This is a genomic window from Streptomyces sp. P9-A4, from assembly GCF_036634195.1.
Lineage (GTDB): Bacteria > Actinomycetota > Actinomycetes > Streptomycetales > Streptomycetaceae > Streptomyces.
Window position 1 is genome coordinate 6139656 of sequence record NZ_JAZIFY010000001.1, and the last position, 23169, is coordinate 6162824.

Sequence of the window (23169 nt, forward strand, 5' to 3'; positions counted from 1 at the left end):
GCCGAACGTGCCGGCGGTTCCGTCGCCCGTCCCGGGGAAGCTCTACGACCCCCAGGGCAAGGACATCTCCCAGGGCCAGACACCCAAGCCGCCCGACCCGGACAAAGAGGTCCAGGACCTCAAGCCGTCCGTGGACCCGGGGGGGTTCCCGAGCGGCTTCGACGTCGACCCGACGCACGTCTGGTACACCTCGTACCTCATCCGCAACCACCAGACGGCCTTCGACAAGGCTCCCCGGCACCTCCTGGACACCTTGGAGGGCCACAAGCACGTGTGCGGGGTCGGCTCGGGCCCGGAGGCGTTCGAGCGGGCGTACGACGACATCTCCGGCCGCTACCTGGACGTGTGGGCCGCCTCGGTGGTCGCCGTCGGCGGCGTCTCGACCGGCCTGACCATCACCGCGAACAACTACGTCGCGGCCGAGTACGCCTCCCACCCGTCCTGGGGCGCCCCCACCAGCCTGAAGCGGATACCGGACGTCATACGCACCGTGCCGGACTACGGGAAGGCGCCGTTCCTCGGCTGGCGGACCGGCGGCGGCGACAACTTCGCCGAGGGGATCATCAACGAAGTCCTCGGGGCCATCGGCACCGCCATCCAGTGGGTGATCCGAGAGGCGATGGAAAAGGCCCTCCACCATGGCAAGGTCGGTCAGATCACCCCGGGCGGCGACGACATCGAACTGCCGCTGGTGGCGGCGGCCTGGCGGAAGGTCGCGCAGGACGCCGAGAAGTCCGGCGCCGACCTGGACGCGGCGATCGACTACCTGAGGAACCCCGACGCCACCGCGGCGGAATGGCAGTCGGCGATGAAGCAGTTCACGTCCAGCCTGTGGGGGACCGCCTCTTGGGGCAAGGGCGCCGCGAGCCCCGTTGCCCAGGGCTACGACTGGAAGCACCCCCCGCTCCATATGACCCGGCAGCCGGTGCTCCGGATCCTGGTCGACAAGGCGCGGGCGATCGCCGACATCCTCGACGCGTTCGCCACGGCGGTGCGGGACGCCCGCAAGGTGATCGAGCACGAGTACATCGAGGCGGCCAAGGAACTGGCGAAGTCGGACAGTTTCAAGAACTTCCTGAAGGACGTCGGCTCCCTGCTCACGGGCCCGGCGGGACTCGCCAAGAACTTCCTGGACAACCTGAACGAGGGCGCGCTCAACGCGGGCGTGGACCGGTACAACAACAAGACGCACGACCTCGCCCGGCAACTGAACGACCTCAGGCCCGTCCTGGACGAGGCCCGGCGGAGCGTCCCCGGCTTCATGGCGGAGGAGGCCCGCGCGCAGACGGTGGGCGCCCGCTCCATCGAGGGGTACGGAAAGGACCACAACTGGACGGTGGCACCGGGTCAGGAGACCGTCCACCCGTACCCCATCGACCTCGCCAACCAGGAGGACATGAAGGTCGGCAACCAGTCGGCGCACACCATCGACCGCCACGTGGGACTCACCCCGGAGCAGCTGCAGAGGCGCATGCGGGACGCGAACCCGCCCGCCGCCTCCTCGTTCGCCGACCTCACCACCGCACAGCAATTCGTCCAGGAAGCGATCGACAAGCACTCCGCCGAAATCGCTCAGAAGATCAAGGACAACCCGAACGCCGCCATCCCGATGGATCCCTTCACGATCGACTTCACCCCGCAGGTCACCGGCATCTCCGTGACCAGCCCCAACGGCACACCCGTCCCCGTACACAATGTGAAGGTCCGTCTTCAGCTCGCCCCCGACCGCCAGCCCCCGTTCATCGTCGTCACCGCTTTCCCGGATTCGCCCTAGCCCGTCAGGAATCGCCCGTGCACGAGGTCCACTTCCGCTACGCGACCGCGCGTACCCTTCTCGCGCCCTTCTTCTCCCGCGCCACGCCCGGCATCCCCGCCGATCCGGCCGCGCGGGAGGCCGCGCTCCAGGCCCCGCTGCGGGTGCTCTGGGACCGGTCGGAGCGGGGCGGCGTGAACGTGTACGAGGCGGCGCAGGAGGTGCGGGGGCTGGCCGATGCCGTCGCGGCGGGAGCGGTCGGGGCCTCGCGGGTCCCCGACGACCTGTGGGAGCTGGCCGCCCGGTCCGGCCCCGGCGGTGAGCCGTCGGCACTCCAGGAGATCGCCGCGTACGTGGACACGTGGCAGGCCTCCATCGACCAGAAACTCGCCGCCGCCGAGCCGACCGTGTGGGAGCTGAGCCAGCGGTTCCCGAAACTGACCGGCATGCTCGACCTCTACTTCGGCCAGGACGGCATCGCCCTGGAGGACGAGGACCTGTCCGACGAGGACGGCATCGGCCTGTACGTCGCGACTTGGCACCCGCTCGGCGCGTGCTCGTGGCGGTTCTCCCCCGTCGTCGCCGAATGCGCCGAAGCCCTCGCCCTCTTCCAGGACGACACCACCCTCCGCCGCTTCTTCGCCGACGAGCTCGGTCTCGGCTCCGGCTCCCACACGTCCTGGTCCGCCTGGCTGACCCTGATCTCCGAGGTCCTGACCACCCACCTGCGCCAGGAGCACGGCCCGTGCTCCTGGACCTCCGGCCGAGAGGGGCACTCCCCGTGCTGACACGTTCCGCCGCCTACCCGGACCGGGAGACCGCGCACTGGGCCACCCAGGCCGTGGTCACGCAGAACGAGCAGGTGGTGCACCGGTGGCTGACCCGGCCGGACCGCGCGCGGCTCACCATCGAGGCGTACTGGCCGTCCCGCCCCGAGCCGGTCGGGCAGGTGCTGCTCCAGGGGGAGATGCTGGCCGGTCACGGGCCGGTGGACGTGCGGGCCGCCCGCGTGATCCTGAAGCGCGACCCGGAGCATCCGCTCGGGTTCACCGTGCACGCCACCTTCCCGATCCACCCGTGACAGGAGACCGCCTCCCATGCCGCTGACCCCGCTCCAGCACGACCCCCGGTACGGGGAGATGGACCAGGTCCTCCGCGCGTACGCCGGCCAGCGCGCCGACGACACCGAGGAGAAGCCGAGCGTGGCGCTGACCGCGTACCTGCGCCACACCTGGCACAGCAGGCCGTGGGCGGTCGGGATCGCCGAGAGCCAGCTGCGCGAGTACGCCCGCAACCCTCCGGGGCCGCTGCTGCTTCGGCTGGGCGAGGTGTACCCGCTGCCCGACCCGGGGCTCGACGGGGCCGAGATCCAGGCCTGGCTGCTCACCGTCGCCGGGCATCTGCGCCGCTGCCTCGCGGAGGGCGACATGCCGCCGCCCGGGGCGCCGCAGACCCGCTGGGAGTGGCAGGCCCGGTTCCCCGAGCTCGGGCAGCTGCTCGGCGGCTGGTTCTCCCAGGACCACGGCGTGGAGTTCCAGGACCACGAGGAGGCCCTGCGGGACTACCTGGAGGTCACGGACCCGTCGCTGGCGGCCCGGCTGTGCGGGGAGGCGTACGAGCTGCTGGCCCTGCGGCTGGACGAGTCGGACTACGCGTACGGGCTGTCCCTGCTTGGCCTGGAGGTGGACCCGCCCGTCCCGTACACCCACGGCGCCTGGCTGGGGATCATCGCCGAGGAGGTCCTGCGGGGCCGCTAGGGCCTGTCGTCACACTCCCGCCTGCCCCGCGGCGTCTGGCACGCGCTCTCGCCGCACCGGGCGAAAGCCCGAGTACGTCCAGTACGAGGGCTTCCGCCCGGCACGCCGAGAGCACGCACCAGACGCCGCGGGGCCGCCCTTCGGGCGACGACGGGAATTTGACGACAGGCCCTAGCCCCCGGCTCTCCTAGCTCTCCGCCGGCCCGATGTTCTGGTTGTGACGGAACACGTTGTCCGGGTCGTACGTCCGCTTCACGTCGGCCAGCCGGTCGTAGTGTCCGCGGTAGGTGGCCCGGACGCGGGCGTCGGGTTCGTCGGCGCCGAGGAAGTTCACGTACGCGCCGCCCATCGAGTGCGGGTGCAGGGCGTTCCAGTAGCCGACGGCCCAGTCGCGGATGCGGTCCGCGTCGGAGGGCTGCGGGCTGGTGCCGCCGATCACGCCGGACCAGACCGCGTCGCGGTAGGCCCAGGCCGTGTCCATGGGGCCGGGGCAATGGGCCGCGCCGTCGACCGGGTACAGGTGCATGGTGGAGAGCTCGGTGGGGAGGTTCTCCAGGAAGGCGCGGTGCACGTCGATCGCGCCGTCGGTGACGCGGTCGAAGAAGTCGCCGCGCCAGTACCACTGCAGGCCCTTCGGGATGAGGTCGTCGAACATCATCTGGAGGGCCGGGTACGGGATCGGTGTCGCGAAGTGGAAGGCGGGCGGCGCCGGTTCGGCGACCCCGGCGAAGGTCCGGTTCAGTTCCTCCTCGTCCGGCGAGCCCGTGGAGCACCACACCGTGCGGCGGTGTCGGGGTCCTCGCCGAAGCGGCGTTGCGTGGTCCGGCGCGCGAGTCGTTCGTGGCGCAGGACGGCCGACGTGGTCAGCAGAACGGTCAGCTCCGCGCGTGCGGTGGGCACCTGGAGGAGCTGCTGGACGCAGTCGGCCACGGGAAGGTCGGGCTTCCTGCGGAGCGGCTCGTCCTCGTTTTCCTTGCGCTTCTTGTTGTCCGGGTCAGCCGGGCGATCCGAGAGAGTCGATCTATCCGTTACCCCCGAGAACTGCCACGGTCTTTTCGGGCTTTTTGCACCTCCAGCATCTTGAGGCCACTTCACGACAAAGCAGGACGGAAATTGGTCATAGTCCCGCGATGCGAAGCCGTCATGTGAACAAACTGCGTAGGTTCTGGGCTCGGCTCGGGAAGTCCTGTGGCGCCCGGCCGCAAAGTTCGTCCACAGCAACCGGAGGGGAAATCGCATGGCTGACATCGACCTCGGCGTGGCGTCTGACTGGGACGAGGGGGACACCCACGGCCGCGTCAAGCTGCGGCAGAACCAGGTCTACCCGACCTCGCCGAAGAAGGACGTGCTCATCAGCTCGCCGGTGAGCATCGAGCTGTCCGTGAACACGAACCACTCCTCTTCGCAGGAGGCGGACAAGATCTACTTCACGACCCACCACGGCTCGACGAAGAAGATCATCGCCGTGCTCGACTCCGAGGGGAACCTGCACATCGCCGGCCGCCTGATCGCCGAGCAGAAGGACCTCGGCTACTAGGCAGCTTCTCTCGGATCATCTCGCCGACCAGATGAAGATGGCGGCGAGGTGGAGTCCGGCGAGGTAGATGGTGGCGGTCTTGTCGTAGCGGGTGGCAAGGCCGCGCCACTGCTTGAGCCTGTTGATGCACCGCTCAACGGTGTTGCGCTGCTTGTATGCCTCGCGGTCGAAGGCCGGCGGACGGCCGCCGAGCAGGCCGCGCCGTTTGCGGTTCGCGGTCTGCTCGGAAGGCTGCGGAATCACCGCCCGAATCCCGCGCTGGCGCAGACTGGTTCGGATTGCGCGCGACGAGTACGCCTTGTCGGCCAGGACCGCATCCGGGGTGGTCCTGGGCCGGCCGATCGGCCGCGGCACCCGTAAGCGGGCCATGACGTCAGGAAACGCGGGCGCGTCACCGGCCTGTCCTGGGGTGAGGACGAACGCCAGTGGCCGGCAGCGGCTGTCCGCGGCGAGGTGGACCTTGGTGGTCAGCCCGCCGCGAGACCGTCCGAGGGCATGGCCATCCGGCTCGCCGGCCAGGGCCCCTTTTTACGGGACCCGGCAGCGTGCTGATGAGCCCGGACGATCGTGGAGTCGACCGAGGCGATCCAGTCGAGGTCGCCTTCGGCGTCCGCCTGGGCGAGCAGAGCAGTGAAGACCTTCTCCCAGGTGCCGTCGGTGGCCCACTTCCGCAGCCGGTTGTGGGCCCTTCCATGAGCCGAAGTGCTCGGCAGGTCCGTCCAGGGGATCCCGGTGCGGTACTTGAACGCGATCGCGTCGATCTCCTGCCGGTGATCACGCCAGCGCCCACCCCGCTTCGGCGTCCGATCCGGCAGCAATGGCTCGATCCTTGTCCACTGGGCCTCGGTCAACGACACACATCAACCAACGATCAGATGATCCGAAGGAAACGGCCTAGGCCGAAGCGGGCGCACCGGATGATCGCGTCGGCCTCCGCAGTAGTGCCGTCGGACAACTCGACGCCCGCCGGCCGGGCTAGATCGCGAAGAGTCGCCTGCTGTCGGCCGGAGCCCGTTCGTAGCCGGCTCCATCACCCCCTTGTGTCACCCTGCCGTCTTCATGGACCTCGACCTAGCACTTCGTACGTGCTGTGCACGGGAAGTCCCTTCCCACAGCCGCCGCACTCCTCGGGTTCCAGCCGGCCCTCCCTGTGCGCAGAGCCTTGAGTCGACGTCGACAGCATTCACGGGACGCAGGGCTTCGCTCGACACCCTCAGTGACCATCGACTCGCAACGTCGTCTGTGCGGCCGTTCCCGTGGTGGCCACAGAACTGCAGGCGGCGGCAGCAAGCGTCCACTCCCCAGCGCTGCGCATTCTCCCCAGATTCTCCCCAGGGACACCGAATGCCCCCTCTCAAGTGTTCGTGTTTGCGAAGTGGATCAGGTGATCGCGGAGGTCGGCTATAGCCAGCGCCGCCGCTTGAAAACGAAGTACAGCCCCGTGCACACCCCTGCCATCAGCAGGATTGCGAACGGATACCCGCCCGCCCAGTGCAGCTCCGGCATGTGGTCGAAGTTCATCCCGTAGATCGTTCCCACCAACGTGGGTGCAAACAGAATGGCCGCCCAGGCCGAGATCTTCTTGATCTCCTCGTTCTGTTCGAAGCCCGCCTCCGCCAGCGCCCGCATCTCCGCGTTCTGCTGCTGGGTGACCAGGGTCGCGTTGACCGTGAGGATGTCCGCGAGGGCCTGGCGGAAGCCGTCGACGCGTTCGCTCGTGTGGGTCACGTGGTCGGCCACGTCTCGGAGGTAGCGCTGGAGTTCCTCGTCCGTGCCGTACTTGGCGAAGCCGGCCATCAGGCCGTGCAGCATGCCCACCAGCGGGCGGGTCGCCCGCTGGAACTCGACCATTTCCCGGGAGAGTTCGTAGATGCGGCGGGAGACCGCCGGGTCGCCGCCGAAGACCTCCGTCTCGATCTCGTCGATGTCGTTCTGGACGCCCGCCACCACCGGCGCGTAGCCGTCGACCACCGCGTCGAGGATCGCGTACAGCACCGCCTCCGGGCCCAGCGCGAGGAGGTCCGGATCCTGCTCCATGCGCTGCCGGGCCGTCGAGAGGTCCGGGGCCGCCCCGTGGCGGACCGTGATCAGGAAGTCCGGGCCCACGAAGACGTGCAGCTCGCCGAAGTCGACCTCCTCCTGGGCGTCCAGATAGCGGGCCGCCCGCAGGACCACGAACAGCGTCTCGCCGTACCGTTCCAGCTTCGGTCGCTGATGGGCCTCCATCGCGTCCTCCACCGCGAGTTCATGGAGGTCGAACTCGGCCGCCAGTGAGTGGAGTTCCTGCTCGGTCGGGCGCTGCAGGCCGATCCAGGCCATGCCGTCGGGGTGCTCCCGCAGCTGGCGGAAGGTCTCCGCGAGCGTGGTGGGGGAGGAGACCCGGTGCCCGTCGCGGTACAGCGTCGACTGCACCACGCTCGGCTCCCCCTCCGCGCGCGGCTCCGGGGGTGGAGGTGCGGACAAGTCCGCGGGCGGCGGTTCGGGCCGGCGGCGCCATGCCGGGCGGGGGCGGCGGTCGGACATCGTCGTACACCTCCTGGATCTTTGGGCCGAGAGCAGGATATATGGGGTGAATCCCCCTCGTAGGTTTCGCGAGGTTCCGTCGGTCGGGTTCCGTGAGGTCCGTGCGGGTCGCCTCGGGCCTCGCCCCCGCTCAGCCCGCCCCCGGCCTTCTCGTTGCGGACGGAACCTGTCCTCATCCCTCGATAGCGTGCTCGTCATGGCCCTCAAGACGACCCACCCCGCGCTCGGCTCCCGCGCCCTGAACCGTGCCACCCTCGACCGGCAGCTGCTCCTGCGCCCCGCCCCGCTCGGTGTCGAGGAGGCCGTCGGTCACCTCGTCGGGCTCCAGGCGCAGAACACGAAGCCCCCGTACTACGCGCTGGCCGCCCGGCTCGACGGGTTCCGGCCCGAGGACCTGTCCGCCGTGATGGAGTCCCGGCGGGTCGCCCGGATCGTCTCCCTGCGGTCCACCGTCCACACCCACACCCCCCGCGACGCCGTCGGGCTGCGCCGGCTCGTCCAGGCTGGGGCCATCGACCGGGAGCTGAAGATGTTCCGCAAGGGGCTCGACGGGGTGGACCTCGACCGGCTCACCGCCCTGGCGACCGCGTACGTCGAGGAGCAGCCCCGGACCTTGAAGGCGCTGCGGGAGCACCTGCTCCAGGAATGGCCGGACGCCGACCCGCAGTCGCTCGGCATCGCCGCACGCTGTCTGCTGCTGATGGTGCAGGTCACCCCGCGCGGGCTCTGGCGGCGCAGCGGGCAGGTCGCGCTCACCACCGCCGACGTGTGGTTCGGTGAGCCCGAGGGGGACGCCGCCGGCCTCGACGAGACCGTGCTGCGCTACCTCGGCGCCTTCGGTCCCGCCTCCGTCAAGGACATGCAGACCTGGTGCGGTCTCACCCGGCTCCGCCCCGCCTTCGAGCGGCTGCGGCCCGGACTGCTCGTCTTCCAGGACGAGCACGGCACCGAACTCTTCGACCTGCCCGACGCGCCCCGCCCCGACGAGGACACCCCGGCCCCGCCCCGGTTCCTGCCCGAGTTCGACAACCTCCTCCTCTCGCACGCGGACCGCACCCGGGTCGTCTCGGCCGAGTACCGCTCCCGCAGCTGGACCGGCAACCAGGCGCACCGGGTCTTCTTGCTCGACGGCTTCCTCGCCGGACTCTGGCACCTCGACGAGGGCAAGGACCGCACCACGCTCACCATCGAACCCTTCGCACGCGTGCCGCGCGCGGCACGCGCCGCCCTCGCCTCCGAGGCGGAGCGGACCCTCCGGCTCATGACCCCGGCGGGCACCCGGTACGACATCGTCCACGCGGACCGGTGACGAGACGCCGGGCATGCCGGCGGCGCACGTCGGCGCGGCACTGCCCGGCCCCGGCCCGCGACGACCGGGATTCGCCCCGGCTCCCCCCGCCCCGACCCTTACGGCAGCGCCCCCGCCCGCCGCGCCGCCACCACCGCCTCCATCCGCGTATGCGCGCCCAGCTTCCTCATCGCCGAGCGGAGGTAGCCCTTCACCGTTTCCGGGCGGAGGCCCAGGCGGTCGGCCGCCGTCGCGTTCGTCGCGCCGGAGGCCACCGCTGCCAGGACGTCCGTCTCGCGTGGGGTCAGGGAGACGCCGGGGGTCGTGGGAGCCGCGCCCGAGGCCGATTCGAGGCGGCCGCAGACGGCCAGGAGGCGGTCCCGTAGGCCGGGGTCGACCACCTGGGGGGCCAGTTCGCGCAGCTCCCCGTACGCCTGGCGGACCTCCTCCCAGGAAGGTCCGGGGGCCGGCGGCGCGGGCAGTTGCCGAGCCTGGTCCCGTACCGCGAGGGCCTGCTCGACATCGCGGGCCGCCGCCATCGCCGCGTCGAACACGCGCTCGCCGATCGGCAGGGACTCGCGCAGCGCCCCGTACAGCACGCCACGCACCTTGCGCCGTACGACGACGGGGACGGCGATCACCGAGCGCAGGCCCTCCGCCGAGACCGGGAGGTCGTACTCGTGGGTGATGTGCCGCGCCGACCGGTAGTCCGTGACCGCGCACGGCCGCGACAGCGCCAGGCACTTCCCGCCCAGGCCAGAGCCGGCCGAGATCGCGAGGCCGCACAGCGCGGGCGTCACCGCCCCGCTCAGCTCGGCGATCCGCATCGTGCGGCCCTCCTGGAGCAGTCCGCCGAAGACGACGGGCAGCCCGCTGGCGCGCCGCAGCCGCAGCAGCGCCGTACGCAGCTCCACCGTTTCCATCCGCTCGGACACGGAACCACTCCTTCACCCCCGAACGGGGGTAGTGAGACCTGGGTCACTGATTACACGATGTCCGGGACCGGTCCCGCAATGAGGAGGACGCATGACGGCTACCAGCGCGACCAGCGCGACGGAGAGGTTCCGGGCCGCCCGGGACTTCCTGCTCCAGTACCGCGAGGACTACGAGACGGCCTACGAGGGCTTCGCCTGGCCCCGGTCCGACCGGTTCAACTGGGCGCTCGACTGGTTCGACGTCATCGCCGAGGGCAACGACCGGACCGCCCTGCACCTCGTCGAGGAGGACGGCTCCGAGACGAAGGTCGGCTTCGCCGAGATGTCCGCCCGCTCCAACCGGGTCGCGAACTGGCTGCGGGCCCAGGGCGTCCGCGCGGGCGACCGGATCGTCGTCATGCTCGGCAACCAGGCCGAGCTGTGGGAGACCGCGCTCGCCGCGATGAAGCTGCGCGCCGTCCTCATCCCCGCCACCCCGCTCCTCGGCCCCGCCGACCTGCGGGACCGCGTCGAGCGGGGGCGGGCCCGGCATGTCATCGTGCGCGCCGAGGACACCGCGAAGTTCGACGACGTCCCCGGGGACTACACACGGATCGCGGTCGGCGGCGACGGGGTGAGCTGGCTGGGCTACGAGCACGCCGCCGACGAGTCGGACGTGTTCGAGCCCGACGGCGTCACCCTCGCCGACGACACCCTGATGCTGTACTTCACCTCCGGCACGACCGCCCGGCCCAAACTGGTCGAGCACACCCACACCTCGTACCCCGTCGGCCACCTCTCGACGATGTACTGGATCGGCCTCGAGCCCGGCGACGTGCACCTCAACATCTCCTCGCCCGGCTGGGCCAAGCACGCCTGGTCCAACCTCTTCGCGCCGTGGAACGCGGAGGCGACCGTCTTCATCCACAACTACACGCGCTTCGACCCGGCCCGGCTGATGGACGAGATGGACCGGAACGGCGTCACCAGCTTCTGCGCCCCGCCGACCGTGTGGCGGATGCTGATCCAGGCCGACCTGAGCCAGCTCAAGACCCCGCCGCGCGAGGTCGTCGCCGCCGGTGAACCCCTGAACCCCGAGGTCATCGAGTCGGTACGGCGTGCCTGGGGCGTCACCATCCGGGACGGCTTCGGCCAGACCGAGACCGCCGTCCAGGTCTCCAACAGCCCCGGCCAGCGCCTCAAGGAGGGCTCCATGGGGCGCCCGAGCCCCGGCTTCCGGGTCACCCTCGTCGACCCGGTGAGCGGCCGGCCGGACGTGGAGGAGGGCGAGATCTGTCTCGACCTGTCCGCCAACCCGGTGGGCCTGATGACCGGCTACCACGGCGACCCGGAGCGCACGGCGGAGGCGATGGCGGGCGGCTACTACCGCACCGGCGACATCGGCTCCCGGGACGCCGACGGCTACATCACGTACATCGGGCGCGCCGACGACGTGTTCAAGGCCTCCGACTACAAGATCAGCCCCTTCGAGCTGGAGAGCGCCCTCCTGGAGCACGAGGCCGTCGCCGAGGCGGCCGTCGTCCCCGCGCCCGACCCGCTGCGGCTCGCCGTCCCGAAGGCGTACGTCGTCCTCGCGGCGGGCTGGGAGCCGAACGCGGAGACCGCGAAGGTCCTCTTCGCCCACTCGCGCGAGGTCCTCGCCCCGTACAAGCGCGTCCGGCGCATCGAGTTCGCCGAGCTGCCCAAGACCGTCTCCGGAAAGATCCGGCGCGTGGAGCTGCGCAGGCTCACCGCCGAGGGCGGCGGCACGGAGTACGCGGAAGGGGACCTCGCATGAGCGCCGCCGGGGAACTCGCCTACGCCCACGGGGTGTCGGGGACACCGCTCCTGGGCGACACCATCGGCGCCAACCTGCACCGGGCGGTCACCGCCTGGCCGGAGCGCGAGGCGCTCGTCGACGTGCCGACGGGCCGGCGCTGGACGTACGCCCAACTCGGCGAGGATGTCGACCGGTTGGCGGGGTCGCTGCTCGGCAGCGGGGTCCGCAAGGGTGACCGGGTCGGCATCTGGGCGGTGAACTGCGCCGAGTGGGTGCTCGTCCAGTACGCCACCGCCCGCATCGGCGCGGTCATGGTCAACATCAACCCGGCCTACCGCTCCCACGAGTTGGCGTACGTCCTCCGGCAGGCGGGCATCAGCCTGCTGTTCGCCTCGCTCGCCCACAAGACCAGCGACTACCGGTCGATGGTCGAGGAAGTCGCAGGAGAATGCCCGGAGTTGAGGGAGGCGGTCTACTTCGGCGACCCCGGCTGGGACGCCTTCCTCGCGCGTACGCCGGGGGAGCTGAGACCGGAGCCGCTGTCCTGCGACGAGCCCGTCAACATCCAGTACACCTCGGGGACGACGGGCTTCCCCAAGGGGGCCACCCTCTCCCACCACAACATCCTCAACAACGGTTACTTCGTGGGCGAGATGATCGCCTACAGCGAGCAGGACCGGATCTGCATCCCGGTGCCCTTCTACCACTGCTTCGGCATGGTGATGGGGAACCTGGCGGCGACCTCGCACGGCGCCTGCATGGTGATCCCCGCGCCGTCGTTCGACCCGGCGGCCACCCTCCGGGCCGTCCAGGAGGAGCGCTGCACCTCGCTGTACGGGGTGCCGACGATGTTCATCGCGGAACTGAACCTCCCCGACTTCGCCGCGTACGACCTCTCCACCCTCCGCACCGGCATCATGGCGGGTTCGCCGTGCCCGGTGGAGGTGATGAAGCGGGTGGTCGCCGAGATGAACATGGCGGAGGTGTCGATCTGTTACGGCATGACCGAGACCTCGCCCGTCTCCACCCAGACCCGCCGCGACGACGACCTGGAACGCCGCACGGGCACCGTCGGCCGGGTCATGCCGCACGTCGAGGTCAAGGTCGTCGACCCGGCGACCGGCCTGACCGTGGAACGCGGCGCCGCGGGCGAGCTGTGCACCCGGGGCTACAGCGTGATGCTCGGCTACTGGGAGGAGCCGGAGAAGACCGCCGAGGCGATCGACTCCGGCCGCTGGATGCACACGGGCGACCTGGCGGTGATGCGGGACGACGGCTACGTCCAGATCGTCGGCCGCATCAAGGACATGATCATCCGGGGCGGGGAGAACGTGTACCCGCGCGAGATCGAGGAGTTCCTCTACGGGCACCCCGCGATCGCCGACGTCCAGGTGGTGGGCGTCCCCGACGAGCGCTACGGCGAGGAGATCCTGGCCTGCGTCATCCCGCGCGACCCGGCCGCCCCACCGACCCTCGACGACATCACCGCCTTCTGCCGCGACCGCCTCGCCCACTACAAGATCCCCCGCAGGGTGGAGATCCTCGCGGAGTTCCCGATGACGGTGAGCGGGAAGGTACGGAAGGTGGAACTGCGGCAGAGGTACGGGGAGGACAGGCCGTAGGAGGCTCCCGGGCTGGACCGCCGCGCGGCTGGACGAGGTGCGACCGGGGGGCCACCCGGCCGGACGACCGCCCGGCCAGGCGGCCCCCCGGTCGGACGACCGCCCGGCCAGCGGCCACCCGGTCGGAGGACAGGCCCTAGACGACCTCCCGGCGCATGCACACGCGGGGCCAGACCGAGAGGCCGTGGGCCGCTTCCGCCCGGCTGATCGCCCGCAGGCCCTCCGTAAGGGCAGGGTCGGAGTCGGTGAGCGGGCGGAAGCCGAGGCGCGAGTAGTACGGGGCGTTCCACGGCACCTCGGTGAACGTCGTCAGGGTCAGTGCCACCAGGCCCTGTTCCCCGGCGCTCGCCGCCAGGTGCTCGATCAACGCCCGGCCGACGCCCCGGCGCGCGGCGTCCGGATGCACCGACACCTGCTCGATGTGGGCGGCGCCGTCGACGGTGTCGGTCAGCAGATACGCGACCGGGCGGTCGGCGGCGTCCACCGCCACCCACGCCCGGCCGGCACGGCGGTAGGACTCCAGGACGTCCAGGGGCAGCGGGTCGTCGTCCGCGATCGCTGCCATCCCGAGGGTGCGGAACGGCTCGCCCGCCGCCCGTTCGATGTCCTGGAGCAGCGGGAGTTCGGCCGGTACGGCCGCTCTGATGCGCATACGACAGTATGGCGCGGCCTCACCGCCGGCCGTCGCCCGAATCCGGTCCACGGTTTCCCGGAGGCCGGTTCCGGTCCACCTCCCCGGGCCGGTCCAGCAGCCCGCCGTCCCGCGAGAAACGCGGCAGGAACAGCGCGAGCGCCGGATCGCCGTACAGCGCCACGTACAGCTGGACCAGCCACCCGTCCGTCACCTCGCGTCGGTGCGCGGGCAGCGGATACCGCTCCCGCAGCCCGGCGAGGAGGTGCCGCGCCGCCGGGGTCGCCGGTGGCAGCCGCAGCAGTACGACCGCCAGGAGCACCGGCACCGTCCCCGTCACGAGCGCCACCGACGGACCGGCTCCCGGCGCGCCCGTCGCGTACGCCCCCGCCGCCACCGTCAGCGGGACGCAGCCGAGCAGCGCCCTCGCCGTCCACAGCCGCACCGGCCGCAGCAACAGCCCCGCCCCGCGCAGCTCCCCGCGCAGCGCGTCCACCGCCCGCCGCGCCTCGGGACGCACCACGAGGTCCCGTAGCGGGAACGCCCGGTGGAGCGCCCCGTGCACGCCCAACTGCACGGGGTCCCGGGTCCGGCCGGGACCGCCGTTGGCCCGAATCGTATGTTTGCGGCCCGCCGCGACCGCTCCGCGCTGGTGCAGTGCCACCAGCGCCACGGTGACGGCCGCCCGCCGTCCGCCCCGCAGCAGCGCGAGGGCCTGCGGAGGAGGCGGATCGTCCGTTCCGCTTTCCCGGCTGCGCGTTCGCAACAGCACGGCGCCGAGCAGCAGTTGCCCGCAGGCCGCTCCGATGAACCACCACATCGCCGTCGGCATGACGCCCACCCCCGAGGGTGTTCTGCCCGGGAGAGCGTGATCGTCACGCGTGAATGGCCGGATCCGGATCAGGCGCCGCCCGCCGCCAGCTCGTCGGCGGCGTTGTTCACCGGCTGCGGGGTGCCGGTCAGGTCGAGCACGAAGAGCGGCAGCCCGATCTCGGCGGCGCGCGAACGTGCCTCCGGGGTGTAGCCCGCCAGCGAGAAGAAGACACTCACGGCGGATGCGCTGAGCCCGTTGAGCCACAGGCACTCGATCACCCGCAGCCCTGTGGGCCGGGTGCTCGGGTCGACCTGCGCGACGAGCCCCGGCGCCCGCAGATCCACCCCGGACGCAGGCCGGTCCTCGGGCTGCACCACGTCCCGGAAGCCGAGCCAGCGCAGATACCCGGCCGCCGCGGCGACCGCGTCCCGCGAGGTCCGGATGGTCACGGGCCGGAAGGCGCCGCGCACCGGAGCGGGCCGCGGGGCGGTGGGCGGCAGCGGGATGTGCGCGGGGTAGCGCTCGGCGAACGTCCGGGGCGGGGCGACTCGGGGCGGCCGGGCGGGGTCGGACCCGGACTCGGGGCCGGGCTGTGACCCGGACCCCGACCCGGAACCCGTACGGGCTGCGCCGGGAGCGGGTCCGGCAGCGGTCGGGCCCCCGGTCGTACCCCCGGATATGTCCCCGGATATGCCCCCGGTCGTACCCGCGGCGCCGGAGGAACCCGATGTGCCGGGCGTACCGGACGCTCCACCCGCGCGCGCGTCGCGCCTGTTCCCGGGGCCCGGCCCGAACCACTCCGAGCCGGTCGCTCTCGCCGCCCGGCCGGCGGTCCCGGCCCCGGGCGTACCGGTGGCAGCGCCCGTACCCGTACCCGTATCAGTAAGAGATCCCGTACCCGTACGGGATCCCGACCCCGAGTCCGAGTGGGGACTCGTCCCCGGCTCCGCTCCCTCCTCCATGGCCCGTACCGGCACCCGCAGTACCGTCCCGCACGGGCAGCCCACCTCCGGGTGCGGCCAGTCGTCCTCGCGCCCGCAGGCTCCGCAGCGGACCGCGACCCATGCGTCCGTCCAGTTGCGGTGCGTGATCGGTTCCGCCGTCGCGCCGGCCGTCACCGGCGGGGCCACCGGGCTTCCGCACGCGCAGGGAAAGACGGGTGCCGCGTACGCCTGCGTCCGCAGGCACTCCGGGCAGCGCACCGGTACCGACTCGCCCACAACCATCCCCCTGTCGCTCGGTCCCATCGTCCACCCATCGGACGCCTGGGGGAGGGTGTTCGGCCACTTCCGTGGGTCCGCGGCAGTCCGTTGCGCGGACCTCTCTTGACGGTTCTCCGGAGCCCGACCTACATTGCTTCCGTATAGCAGAACAGTATTTCCGCATTACGGAAACAAGCCGTCCGGGCTCCCCGAGCCGACCGGTGGGCTTGGATCCGCCCGGCCGAAGCAGGAGCACTCCCATGCCTCGTATGACCGCCGCCGCAGCGGCCGTTGAGATCCTCAAGCGCGAAGGCGTCACCACCGCGTTCGGCGTGCCCGGCGCGGCGATCAACCCCTTCTACCGCGAGCTCAAGAACGTCGGCGGCATCGGCCACACGCTGGCCCGCCACGTGGAGGGCGCGTCCCACATGGCCGAGGGCTACACCCGTGCCAAGGCCGGCAACATCGGTGTCTGCATCGGTACCTCCGGCCCCGCCGGAACCGACATGATCACCGGCCTGTACTCGGCCATCGCGGACTCGATCCCGATCCTCTGCATCACCGGCCAGGCCCCGGTCTCGAAGCTCCACAAGGAGGACTTCCAGGCCGTCGACATCGCCACGATCGCCAAGCCGGTCACCAAGGCCGCGACCACCGTCCTGGAGGCCGCGCAGGTCCCGGGCGTCTTCCAGCAGGCCTTCCACCTGATGCGCTCCGGCCGTCCGGGCCCGGTCCTCATCGACCTGCCGATCGACGTCCAGCTGACCGAGATCGAGTTCGACCCGGAGACCTACGAGCCGCTGCCGGTCTACAAGCCGCGGGCCAGCCGCGCCCAGGCCGCGAAGGCGCTGAGCTTCCTCCTGGAGTCCGAGCGCCCGCTGATCGTCGCGGGCGGCGGCATCATCAACGCCGACGCCACCGACCTGCTCGTCGAGTTCGCCGAACTGACCGGCATCCCCGTCATCTCCACCCTGATGGGCTGGGGCACCATCCCGGACGACCACGAGCTGGCCGCCGGAATGGTCGGCGTCCAGACCGCGCACCGCTACGGCAACGCGACCTTCCTGGAGTCGGACTTCGTCCTCGGCATCGGCAACCGCTGGGCCAACCGCCACACGGGCTACAACCTGGACGCGTACACCAAGGGCCGGAAGTTCGTCCACGTCGACATCGAGCCCACCCAGCTCGGCAAGATCTTCGCCCCCGACTACGGCATCGCCTCCGACGCCAAGGTCGCCCTGGAGCTCTTCATCGAGATCGCCAAGGAGCTGAAGGCGGCCGGCACGCTGCCGGACTTCTCCGCCTGGGCCGCCTCCGCGCAGGAGCGCAAGGCCACCCTCCAGCGCCGTACGCACTTCGACAACATCCCGATGAAGCCGCAGCGCGTCTACGAGGAGATGAACAAGGCCTTCGGCCCGGACACGCGCTACGTCACCACCATCGGTCTCTCGCAGATCGCCGCGGCCCAGTTCCTGCACGTCTACAAGCCGCGCCACTGGATCAACTGCGGCCAGGCCGGCCCGCTCGGCTGGACCATCCCGGCCGCGATCGGCGCCGCCACCGCCGACCCGGACACCCCGGTCGTCGCGCTCTCCGGCGACTACGACTTCCAGTTCATGATCGAGGAGCTGGCGGTCGCCGCCCAGCACAAGGTTCCCTACGTCCACGTCCTCGTGAACAACGCCTACCTGGGTCTGATCCGTCAGGCGCAGGGCGGTCTGGGGATCAACTTCGAGGTCAACCTCGAGTTCGAGAACATCAACACCCCGGAGATCGGCGTCTACGGCGTCGACCACGTCAAGGTCGCCGAGGGTCTGGGAGTCAAGGCCATCCGCGTCACCGACCCGGACAAGCTCGGCGAGGCGCTGGAGGAGGCCAAGAAGCTGGCCGTCGAGCACCAGGTCCCGGTCGTCGTCGAGGCCATCCTGGAGCGCATCACGAACATCGCGATGAGCAAGACGGTCGACATGAGCGACGTCACCGAGTTCGAGGACCTGGCCACCGAGCCCGGCCACGCGCCGACCGCGATCAAGGCCCTCCAGGTCTGATCACGGAGCCGTGACGCGGCCCCCGCCCCGACGAGCACCGGGGCGGGGGTCTCACCCCTTCCGTGCCCGTACGAGCACCGCGCCCGCCTCCGTCCACTCGTACAGGACCGAGCGGCCCGCCCGCCCCCGCCGTACGAGCCCGGCGTCGAGCAGCACCTTCAGATGGCGGCCCACCGAGCCGAGGCCCTGACCGGTGAGCGCCACCAACTGGCTGGTGGACTTGGGCGATTCGAGCCGTACGAGGACCCCGGCGCGCGCCGTTCCGAGCAGCGCGCCGAGCGCCTCGGGTACGACCGGTCCCGTCGCGTCCGTCAGGGCGCCGGAGCACGCGTACACGATCGCGGACCGTTCCGAGCCCTCCCAGGACACCCAGCCCTTGTTCGGTGTCACCGGGACGAAGAGCAGCCGGCCGCCGTCGAACCGTCTCGGCGGATACGCGCGGGGGTTGACCTGAAGCCGCCCGTCGCCCAGCCAGCGCATCTTCCCCGGGCACAGCTCGTCGAGCGCCGCCGCCCAGCCGTCCCGCGCCAGCTGCGCGGTCCGCGCCACCACGTCGGCCTCAAGGACCCGGCGCCGACGCGCCCAGTCAGGCAGCACCGTCTCCCGCCACACCCACTCCAGGACGCCGGCGAGCCGGTGCGGCAGGTCCCGCGCCGACCGCAGCGGCTCCGGTACGGGACCCCCGACGGCGACCTCCAACTGCGGTACGGCGTCGGCGGGTTCGACCACACGGACCGCCTCGACCTCCTCCTCGAACGACCGCTCGCGGTCACCCGTCGGGGTCGGCGTCAGGAAGTCGGCGTTCCAGGTGGGCCCGATGGCCGCCCGGACGAGCAGTGCGTCGAGCGGTTCGGCGGCCAGCCGGGCCCGGTAGGCGGGCAGACGGGCGGCCAGCCAGGCCCGCTCGCCCGGGTGGGCGCCGGTCGCCGCGTGCAGGGTCTGGAGCGCGGCGACCGTCTCGGCGAGCGGCGAGACGACGAATCTGCTCCCGGCGAGGGAGTCCGTGCCGATCTGCCACCAGCCCATACCGGCCCCCGTCGTTTCGCTTCTCCGCGAAACAATATCGGGACCCGGGTCCGCGCCCGAGACTCCCCGCATGCCCCGCTACCGCGATCTCTTCCGGATCCCCGAGTTCACCCCGCTCTTCCTCACCGGTTCCGCGCACATCGCCGCCCAGACCGTCGCCGGGCTCGGCCTCGCCACGCTCGTCTACCGCGCGACCGGCTCTCCGTTCCTCGCGGCGCTCGCGCTCTTCGGGCCCTCGCTCGCCCAGCTGCTCGGCGCGACCACCCTGCTCTCCGCCGCCGACCGGGTGCCGCCGCGCGCCGCGATGGCCGGGATCGGGCTCTTCTTCGCCCTGGGCACCGCCGCCCTGGCGATCCCCGGGCTGCCGACCTGGGCGTTCTTCGCGATCCTCTTCGCCGAGGGGCTCGCCGCCTCCCTCGGCGGCGGGGTGCGGTACGGGCTCCTCAACGAGATCCTGCCCCGCGAGGCGTTCCTGCTGGGCCGCTCGGTGACCAACATGGCCGTCGGCATCAGCCAGATCGGTGGCTTCGCCGCCGGCGGCGTCCTGATCGCGCTGCTCTCGCCGCGCGGCACGGTCCTCGTGGGCGCGGGGCTCTACCTCGCCGCCGCGCTCCTCGCCCGCTTCGGCCTCGGGGCGCGTCCGCCGCGCGCCGCGGGCCGGGCCTCGGTCGCCGAGACCTGGCGCACCAACGCGCGGCTGTGGTCCCTGCCCGCCCGCCGCCGGACCTATCTGGCCCTCTGGGTGCCCAACGGCCTGATCGTGGGCTGCGAGTCGCTCTTCGTGCCGTACGCCCCCGAGCGCGCCGGGCTGCTCTTCGCCTGTGCGGCGTTCGGGATGCTGGTGGGGGACACCGTCGTCGGCCGCTTTCTGCCGTCCCGGCTGCGGGGCCGCGTCCGCTTCCCTCTCCAGGCGCAACTGGCGGCGCCTTTCCTACTGTTCGCGCTCGACCCGCCACTGCCGCTGGCGCTGCTCGCGGTGACGGTCTCGGCGGTCGGGTACGGGGCGAGCCTCCTGCACCAGGAGCGGCTGATGACCCTCGTGCCGGAGGAACTGTCCGGCCACGCGCTCGGTCTGCACTCCTCCGGAATGATCGCCCTCCAGGGGGTGAGCGCGGCGCTCGCCGGAACCCTCGCGCAGTACACGTCCCCGCGCACGGCGATGGTGGTGCTCGCCGTCGTCTCGCTCGCGGTGACGCTCGGGCTGGCGTGGGCCGACCGGGGGGCGCGGCGGCCCGCCGCGGAGCCCGGAAGCGAAGAAGCGCCCGGAAGCGAAGAAGCGCCCGGAAGCGAAGAAGCGCCCGGAAGCGAAGAAGAGCCCGGAAATGAAGAAGAGCGCGGAACCAGGGACCGTAAACCTGGTTCCACGCTCTCCAGCCAGTGACCGCCCGACGGTACGAGGCCGGCGCGACAGGACGTTCGCACCGCCGGGCGGAGTCTTGGGGAAGTTCCCCCCCGTAGGAGGGGCGTTGGGACCGCGGCGGCACCGACGGGCGGCCGGCGCACCCCTTCTTTCAGGTCAAGAAGGGGGGCCTCATGCCCTTACCACCGCACTGGCTCGGCGCCGCCGCGGTCCTCACGCTTGTCCGGTCCACCGGCCACCCCTCATCCGGGCCGGCGATCCGGACCACGTACGGCACTGACCTCCCGTCAGGTGCCGTACGCAGTCTGGGTGTTCCTTGAGGTTCAGTCCTCGCGCAGGGCGCGGACCGCCTCGGCCACGCGCTTGCCGTAGTCCGCGTCGGCGGCGGCGAAGTGCGCGAGGTTCTTCTCGATGACGTCCTCGCGGGACACCTGGGACAGACCGCCGGCGATGTTGGCGATCAGACGGCCCTTCTCGTCCTCGGACATCAGGCGGTAGAGCTCACCGGCCTGGAAGAAGTCGTCGTCCTTGGTGTGCGCGGGCGCCGCGTGGGTGCCGGTCCAGCCGTGGACGGCGAGCGGGGCGGAGAGCGCCGCGTCGGTCTGGGCCGGGCCCTGGTACGAGTTGGGCTCGTAGTTCTTGTCGTGGCGCGAGCCCTGGCGGGTGGCCATGGCGCCGTCGCGGCCGTAGTTCTCGGCCACGGTCGCCTTGGGGGCGTTCACCGGCAGCTGGGTGTGGTTCACGCCGAGGCGGTAGCGGTGGGCGTCCGCGTAAGCGAACAGGCGGCCCTGGAGCATCTTGTCCGGCGAGGGGCCGATGCCCGGGACGAAGTTGTTCGGGGAGAACGCGGCCTGCTCGACCTCGGCGAAGACGTTGTCCGGGTTGCGGTCGAGGACCAGCCGGCCGACGCGCTGCAGCGGGTAGTCGCTGTGCGGCCAGACCTTGGTGAGGTCGAAGGGGTTGAAGCGGTAGTCCGCGGCCTCGGTGGCCGGCATCACCTGGACGTAGAGGGTCCAGGAGGGGCTGACACCGCGCTCGATCGCCTGGAGCAGGTCGGTCTGGTGCGAGTTGGCGTCCTTGCCGACGAGCTCGGCGGCCTGGTCGGCGGAGAGGCTGCGGACGCCCTGGTTCGTCTTGAAGTGGTACTTGACGAAGAAGGCCTCGCCCGCCTCGTTGCTCCACTGGTAGGTGTGGGAGCCGTAGCCGTTCATGTGACGGTACGAGGCCGGGATGCCGCGGTCACCCATGAGCCAGGTGATCTGGTGGGTGGCCTCGGGGGCGTGCGCCCAGAAGTCCCAGACGTTGTCCGCCTCCTGCTTGCCCGTGAAGGGGTCGCGCTTCTGGGAGTGGATGAAGTCGGGGAACTTGATCGGGTCCTTGATGAAGAACACCGGGGTGTTGTTGCCGACGAGGTCGTAGTTGCCCTCTTCGGTGTAGAACTTCAGGGCGAAACCGCGGGGGTCGCGCACCGCGTCCGCGCCGCCGAGCGAGTCGGCCACGGTGGAGAAGCGGATGAAGGTCTCGGTCTTCTTGCCGACCTCGCCGAGGAAGCCGGCCTTCGTGTAGGCGGTGACGTCGTCGGTCACCTCGAAGTAGCCGTACGCGCCGGAGCCGCGGGCGTGGACCACGCGCTCCGGGATCCGCTCACGGTTGAAGCGCGCGAGCTTCTCCAGCAGGTGCTGGTCCTGGAGGAGGATCGGGCCACCGACGCCGGCGGTGGCGGAGTTCTGGTTGTCGGCGACGGGGGCGCCGGACTCGGTCGTAAGCACGCGCTTCGACATCGTGACCTTCCGTACGGGAGCTCTGCTGACGGTCCGAGGAGCGTAAATTCGGCTCGAACGTGACGTCAACAGTTTGTTGAAAAGGAAGTGTGGTGTTCCGGTCGGCGGCGACGCCTGGGCGCGACAGGACAGGTTGTCAGCGCCGCCGCCGACCGGAAATCCGGGGGCCCCGCGAGGGGGTGGTGGGTCAGACCTGCTGGCCGGAGAGGCGCTCGACGGCGCGCAGCAGGGCCGAGTGGTCCAGGCCGCCGTCACCCTGGGCGCGCAGCGAGGCGACCAACTGGGCGACGACCGCGCCGACCGGGAGGGCCGCGCCGACGTTGCGGGCGGCGTCGGTGACGATGCCCATGTCCTTGTGGTGCAGGTCGATCCGGAAGCCGGGCTTGAAGTCCCGGTTCAGGAAGTTGTCCTTCTTGCGGGTCAGCACGGTCGAGCCGGCCAGACCGCCGTTGAGGACGTCCAGGGCGGCCTGGAGGTTCACGCCGGACTTCTCGAGGAAGACGACGGCCTCGGCGCAGGCCTGGATGTTGACCGCGACGATCAGCTGGTTGGCGGCCTTCACCGTCTGGCCGGAGCCGTGCGGGCCACAGAGCACGATGGTCTTGCCGAGGGCCTCCAGGATCGGGAGGGCCTCGTCGAAGTCGGCCTGCTCGCCACCGACCATGATCGAGAGCACCGCCTCGATGGCGCCGGCCTCGCCGCCGGACACCGGGGCGTCGATGACGCGGATGCCCTTCTCGGCGGCGTTCTTGGCCAGGTCGACCGAGGTCTGGGGGGTGATCGACGACATGTCGACGATCAGCGCGCCCTGCTTGGCGTTCTCCAGGATGCCGGCAGGGCCGTACGAGATGGCCTCGACCTGCGGGGAGGCGGGCACCATCGTGATGATGACGTCGGCGTCCTGGACGGCCTCGGCGATCGATCCGGCGGAGGTGCCGCCGGCCTCGGTCAGGCGGTCCAGCTTGTCCTGCTCAAGGGTGAAGCCGGTGACCGAGTAGCCGGCCTTGATGAGGTTCTCGGACATGGGGGAGCCCATGATGCCGAGGCCGATCCATGCGATCGCCGGGCGGGTGGGCTGGGAGGAGTCAGCGAGATTGCTCATGAGGGTGCCTCTCAAAACAAGGTGATACGGG

Annotated in this window: 18 protein-coding genes and 2 pseudogenes; 10 read left to right on the forward strand and 10 right to left on the reverse strand. The window is 71.2% G+C overall.

The window, feature by feature from the left end:
* The first annotated feature begins 7 nt into the window (after positions 1 to 7).
* Genes V4Y03_RS27625 through V4Y03_RS27640 form a run of 4 tightly spaced genes read left to right on the forward strand, consistent with a single transcriptional unit; the run spans position 8 to position 3510 of the window.
* Entirely contained in the window at positions 8 to 1774 is a 1767-nt protein-coding gene (locus V4Y03_RS27625) for an RNase A-like domain-containing protein (protein ID WP_332436668.1), read from the forward strand.
* Positions 1775 to 1791: 17 nt separating this feature from the next.
* A complete protein-coding gene (locus V4Y03_RS27630) occupies positions 1792 to 2541 on the forward strand; it encodes a hypothetical protein (RefSeq protein WP_332436669.1) in 750 nt (249 codons plus the stop codon).
* Positions 2535 to 2834, forward strand: coding sequence for an RNase A-like domain-containing protein (locus V4Y03_RS27635; RefSeq protein WP_317876765.1), 300 nt, complete (start codon positions 2535 to 2537; stop codon positions 2832 to 2834). The genes V4Y03_RS27630 and V4Y03_RS27635 overlap by 7 nt, the downstream gene beginning before the upstream one ends.
* A 16-nt stretch (positions 2835 to 2850) precedes the next feature.
* Positions 2851 to 3510, forward strand: coding sequence for a contact-dependent growth inhibition system immunity protein (locus V4Y03_RS27640; RefSeq protein WP_317876764.1), 660 nt, complete (start codon positions 2851 to 2853; stop codon positions 3508 to 3510).
* Between the two features lie 187 nt (positions 3511 to 3697).
* Here V4Y03_RS27640 and V4Y03_RS27645 read toward each other — a convergent pair.
* A pseudogene (locus V4Y03_RS27645) lies at positions 3698 to 4288 on the reverse strand (BBE domain-containing protein); the annotation flags it as partial.
* A gap of 459 nt (positions 4289 to 4747) precedes the next feature.
* Here V4Y03_RS27645 and V4Y03_RS27650 point away from each other — a divergent pair.
* Positions 4748 to 5047, forward strand: coding sequence for a DUF6342 family protein (locus V4Y03_RS27650; RefSeq protein WP_317876763.1), 300 nt, complete (start codon positions 4748 to 4750; stop codon positions 5045 to 5047).
* Positions 5048 to 5062: 15 nt separating this feature from the next.
* Here the strand turns inward: V4Y03_RS27650 and V4Y03_RS27655 are convergent.
* Both V4Y03_RS27655 and V4Y03_RS27660 read right to left on the reverse strand, forming a co-directional pair.
* Positions 5063 to 5904, reverse strand: a protein-coding gene (locus V4Y03_RS27655) for an IS5 family transposase (RefSeq protein ID WP_443079830.1) whose coding sequence is annotated in 2 segments (ribosomal slippage) — positions 5063 to 5574 and positions 5574 to 5904 — 843 coding nt in all. Because the reading frame shifts where the segments join, the coding sequence is not laid out codon by codon here.
* Between the two features lie 544 nt (positions 5905 to 6448).
* Complete coding sequence (locus tag V4Y03_RS27660) at positions 6449 to 7570, reverse strand: magnesium and cobalt transport protein CorA (RefSeq protein WP_332436670.1); 1122 nt, start codon at positions 7568 to 7570, stop codon at positions 6449 to 6451.
* A gap of 196 nt (positions 7571 to 7766) precedes the next feature.
* Here V4Y03_RS27660 and V4Y03_RS27665 point away from each other — a divergent pair, with 196 nt between their 5' ends.
* Positions 7767 to 8879, forward strand: coding sequence for a winged helix DNA-binding domain-containing protein (locus V4Y03_RS27665; RefSeq protein ID WP_332436671.1), 1113 nt, complete (start codon positions 7767 to 7769; stop codon positions 8877 to 8879).
* 98 nt (positions 8880 to 8977) lie between these two features.
* On the opposite strand, the gene V4Y03_RS27670 is transcribed toward V4Y03_RS27665, so the two are convergent.
* On the reverse strand, positions 8978 to 9781 hold the full coding sequence (locus tag V4Y03_RS27670; protein WP_443079893.1) for a response regulator transcription factor: 804 nt from the start codon (positions 9779 to 9781) through the stop codon (positions 8978 to 8980).
* Positions 9782 to 9884: 103 nt separating this feature from the next.
* On the opposite strand from V4Y03_RS27670, the gene V4Y03_RS27675 reads away from it, so the two are divergent.
* On the forward strand, positions 9885 to 11570 hold the full coding sequence (locus V4Y03_RS27675; protein WP_317878159.1) for an AMP-binding protein: 1686 nt from the start codon (positions 9885 to 9887) through the stop codon (positions 11568 to 11570).
* Positions 11567 to 13174 (forward strand): AMP-binding protein, encoded by a 1608-nt coding sequence (locus tag V4Y03_RS27680; RefSeq protein WP_332436673.1) that lies wholly within the window; start codon positions 11567 to 11569, stop codon positions 13172 to 13174. Before V4Y03_RS27675 ends, V4Y03_RS27680 begins: the two co-directional genes overlap by 4 nt.
* A 136-nt stretch (positions 13175 to 13310) precedes the next feature.
* Here V4Y03_RS27680 and V4Y03_RS27685 read toward each other — a convergent pair whose 3' ends face one another.
* The 3 genes and pseudogenes from V4Y03_RS27685 to V4Y03_RS27695 form a co-directional block, all read right to left on the reverse strand.
* Positions 13311 to 13826 carry a GNAT family N-acetyltransferase gene (locus V4Y03_RS27685; RefSeq protein ID WP_317878157.1) on the reverse strand — a complete coding sequence of 172 codons (516 nt, stop codon included), beginning with the start codon at positions 13824 to 13826 and terminating at the stop codon, positions 13311 to 13313.
* 19 nt (positions 13827 to 13845) lie between these two features.
* Positions 13846 to 14637, reverse strand: coding sequence for a TIGR04222 domain-containing membrane protein (locus V4Y03_RS27690; RefSeq protein WP_332436674.1), 792 nt, complete (start codon positions 14635 to 14637; stop codon positions 13846 to 13848).
* Between the two features lie 68 nt (positions 14638 to 14705).
* Positions 14706 to 15185, reverse strand: a pseudogene (locus tag V4Y03_RS27695) (hypothetical protein); the annotation flags it as partial.
* 896 nt (positions 15186 to 16081) lie between these two features.
* Here V4Y03_RS27695 and gcl point away from each other — a divergent pair.
* Positions 16082 to 17869 carry a glyoxylate carboligase gene (gcl, locus tag V4Y03_RS27700; protein ID WP_332436675.1) on the forward strand — a complete coding sequence of 596 codons (1788 nt, stop codon included), beginning with the start codon at positions 16082 to 16084 and terminating at the stop codon, positions 17867 to 17869.
* Positions 17870 to 17920: 51 nt separating this feature from the next.
* Here gcl and V4Y03_RS27705 read toward each other — a convergent pair whose 3' ends face one another.
* Positions 17921 to 18895: an ArsR/SmtB family transcription factor gene (locus tag V4Y03_RS27705; RefSeq protein ID WP_332436676.1), complete on the reverse strand. Its 975-nt coding sequence runs from the start codon at positions 18893 to 18895 to the stop codon at positions 17921 to 17923.
* A 70-nt stretch (positions 18896 to 18965) separates the two neighbouring features.
* Here V4Y03_RS27705 and V4Y03_RS27710 point away from each other — a divergent pair, with 70 nt between their 5' ends.
* Positions 18966 to 20276 (forward strand): MFS transporter, encoded by a 1311-nt coding sequence (locus V4Y03_RS27710; protein ID WP_332436677.1) that lies wholly within the window; start codon positions 18966 to 18968, stop codon positions 20274 to 20276.
* A 302-nt stretch (positions 20277 to 20578) separates the two neighbouring features.
* Here V4Y03_RS27710 and V4Y03_RS27715 read toward each other — a convergent pair whose 3' ends face one another.
* Together V4Y03_RS27715 and V4Y03_RS27720 are read right to left on the reverse strand one after the other, a co-directional pair.
* Positions 20579 to 22036, reverse strand: coding sequence for a catalase (locus V4Y03_RS27715; RefSeq protein WP_332436678.1), 1458 nt, complete (start codon positions 22034 to 22036; stop codon positions 20579 to 20581).
* A 187-nt stretch (positions 22037 to 22223) separates the two neighbouring features.
* Positions 22224 to 23138: a 2-hydroxy-3-oxopropionate reductase gene (locus tag V4Y03_RS27720; protein WP_332436679.1), complete on the reverse strand. Its 915-nt coding sequence runs from the start codon at positions 23136 to 23138 to the stop codon at positions 22224 to 22226.
* Between the last annotated feature and the right edge of the window lie 31 nt (positions 23139 to 23169).

Coding starts and splice junctions, on each gene's coding strand:
- V4Y03_RS27640 (WP_317876764.1), top strand. CDS start 2,851: ATGCCGCTGACCCCGCTCCAGCACGACCCCCGGTACGGGGAGATGGAC.
- V4Y03_RS27650 (WP_317876763.1), top strand. CDS start 4,748: ATGGCTGACATCGACCTCGGCGTGGCGTCTGACTGGGACGAGGGGGAC.
- V4Y03_RS27660 (WP_332436670.1), bottom strand. CDS start 7,570: ATGTCCGACCGCCGCCCCCGCCCGGCATGGCGCCGCCGGCCCGAACCG.
- V4Y03_RS27665 (WP_332436671.1), top strand. CDS start 7,767: ATGGCCCTCAAGACGACCCACCCCGCGCTCGGCTCCCGCGCCCTGAAC.
- V4Y03_RS27670 (WP_443079893.1), bottom strand. CDS start 9,781: ATGGAAACGGTGGAGCTGCGTACGGCGCTGCTGCGGCTGCGGCGCGCC.
- V4Y03_RS27675 (WP_317878159.1), top strand. CDS start 9,885: ATGACGGCTACCAGCGCGACCAGCGCGACGGAGAGGTTCCGGGCCGCC.
- V4Y03_RS27680 (WP_332436673.1), top strand. CDS start 11,567: ATGAGCGCCGCCGGGGAACTCGCCTACGCCCACGGGGTGTCGGGGACA.
- V4Y03_RS27685 (WP_317878157.1), bottom strand. CDS start 13,826: ATGCGCATCAGAGCGGCCGTACCGGCCGAACTCCCGCTGCTCCAGGAC.
- V4Y03_RS27690 (WP_332436674.1), bottom strand. CDS start 14,637: ATGCCGACGGCGATGTGGTGGTTCATCGGAGCGGCCTGCGGGCAACTG.
- gcl (WP_332436675.1), top strand. CDS start 16,082: ATGCCTCGTATGACCGCCGCCGCAGCGGCCGTTGAGATCCTCAAGCGC.
- V4Y03_RS27705 (WP_332436676.1), bottom strand. CDS start 18,895: ATGGGCTGGTGGCAGATCGGCACGGACTCCCTCGCCGGGAGCAGATTC.
- V4Y03_RS27710 (WP_332436677.1), top strand. CDS start 18,966: ATGCCCCGCTACCGCGATCTCTTCCGGATCCCCGAGTTCACCCCGCTC.
- V4Y03_RS27715 (WP_332436678.1), bottom strand. CDS start 22,036: ATGTCGAAGCGCGTGCTTACGACCGAGTCCGGCGCCCCCGTCGCCGAC.
- V4Y03_RS27720 (WP_332436679.1), bottom strand. CDS start 23,138: ATGAGCAATCTCGCTGACTCCTCCCAGCCCACCCGCCCGGCGATCGCA.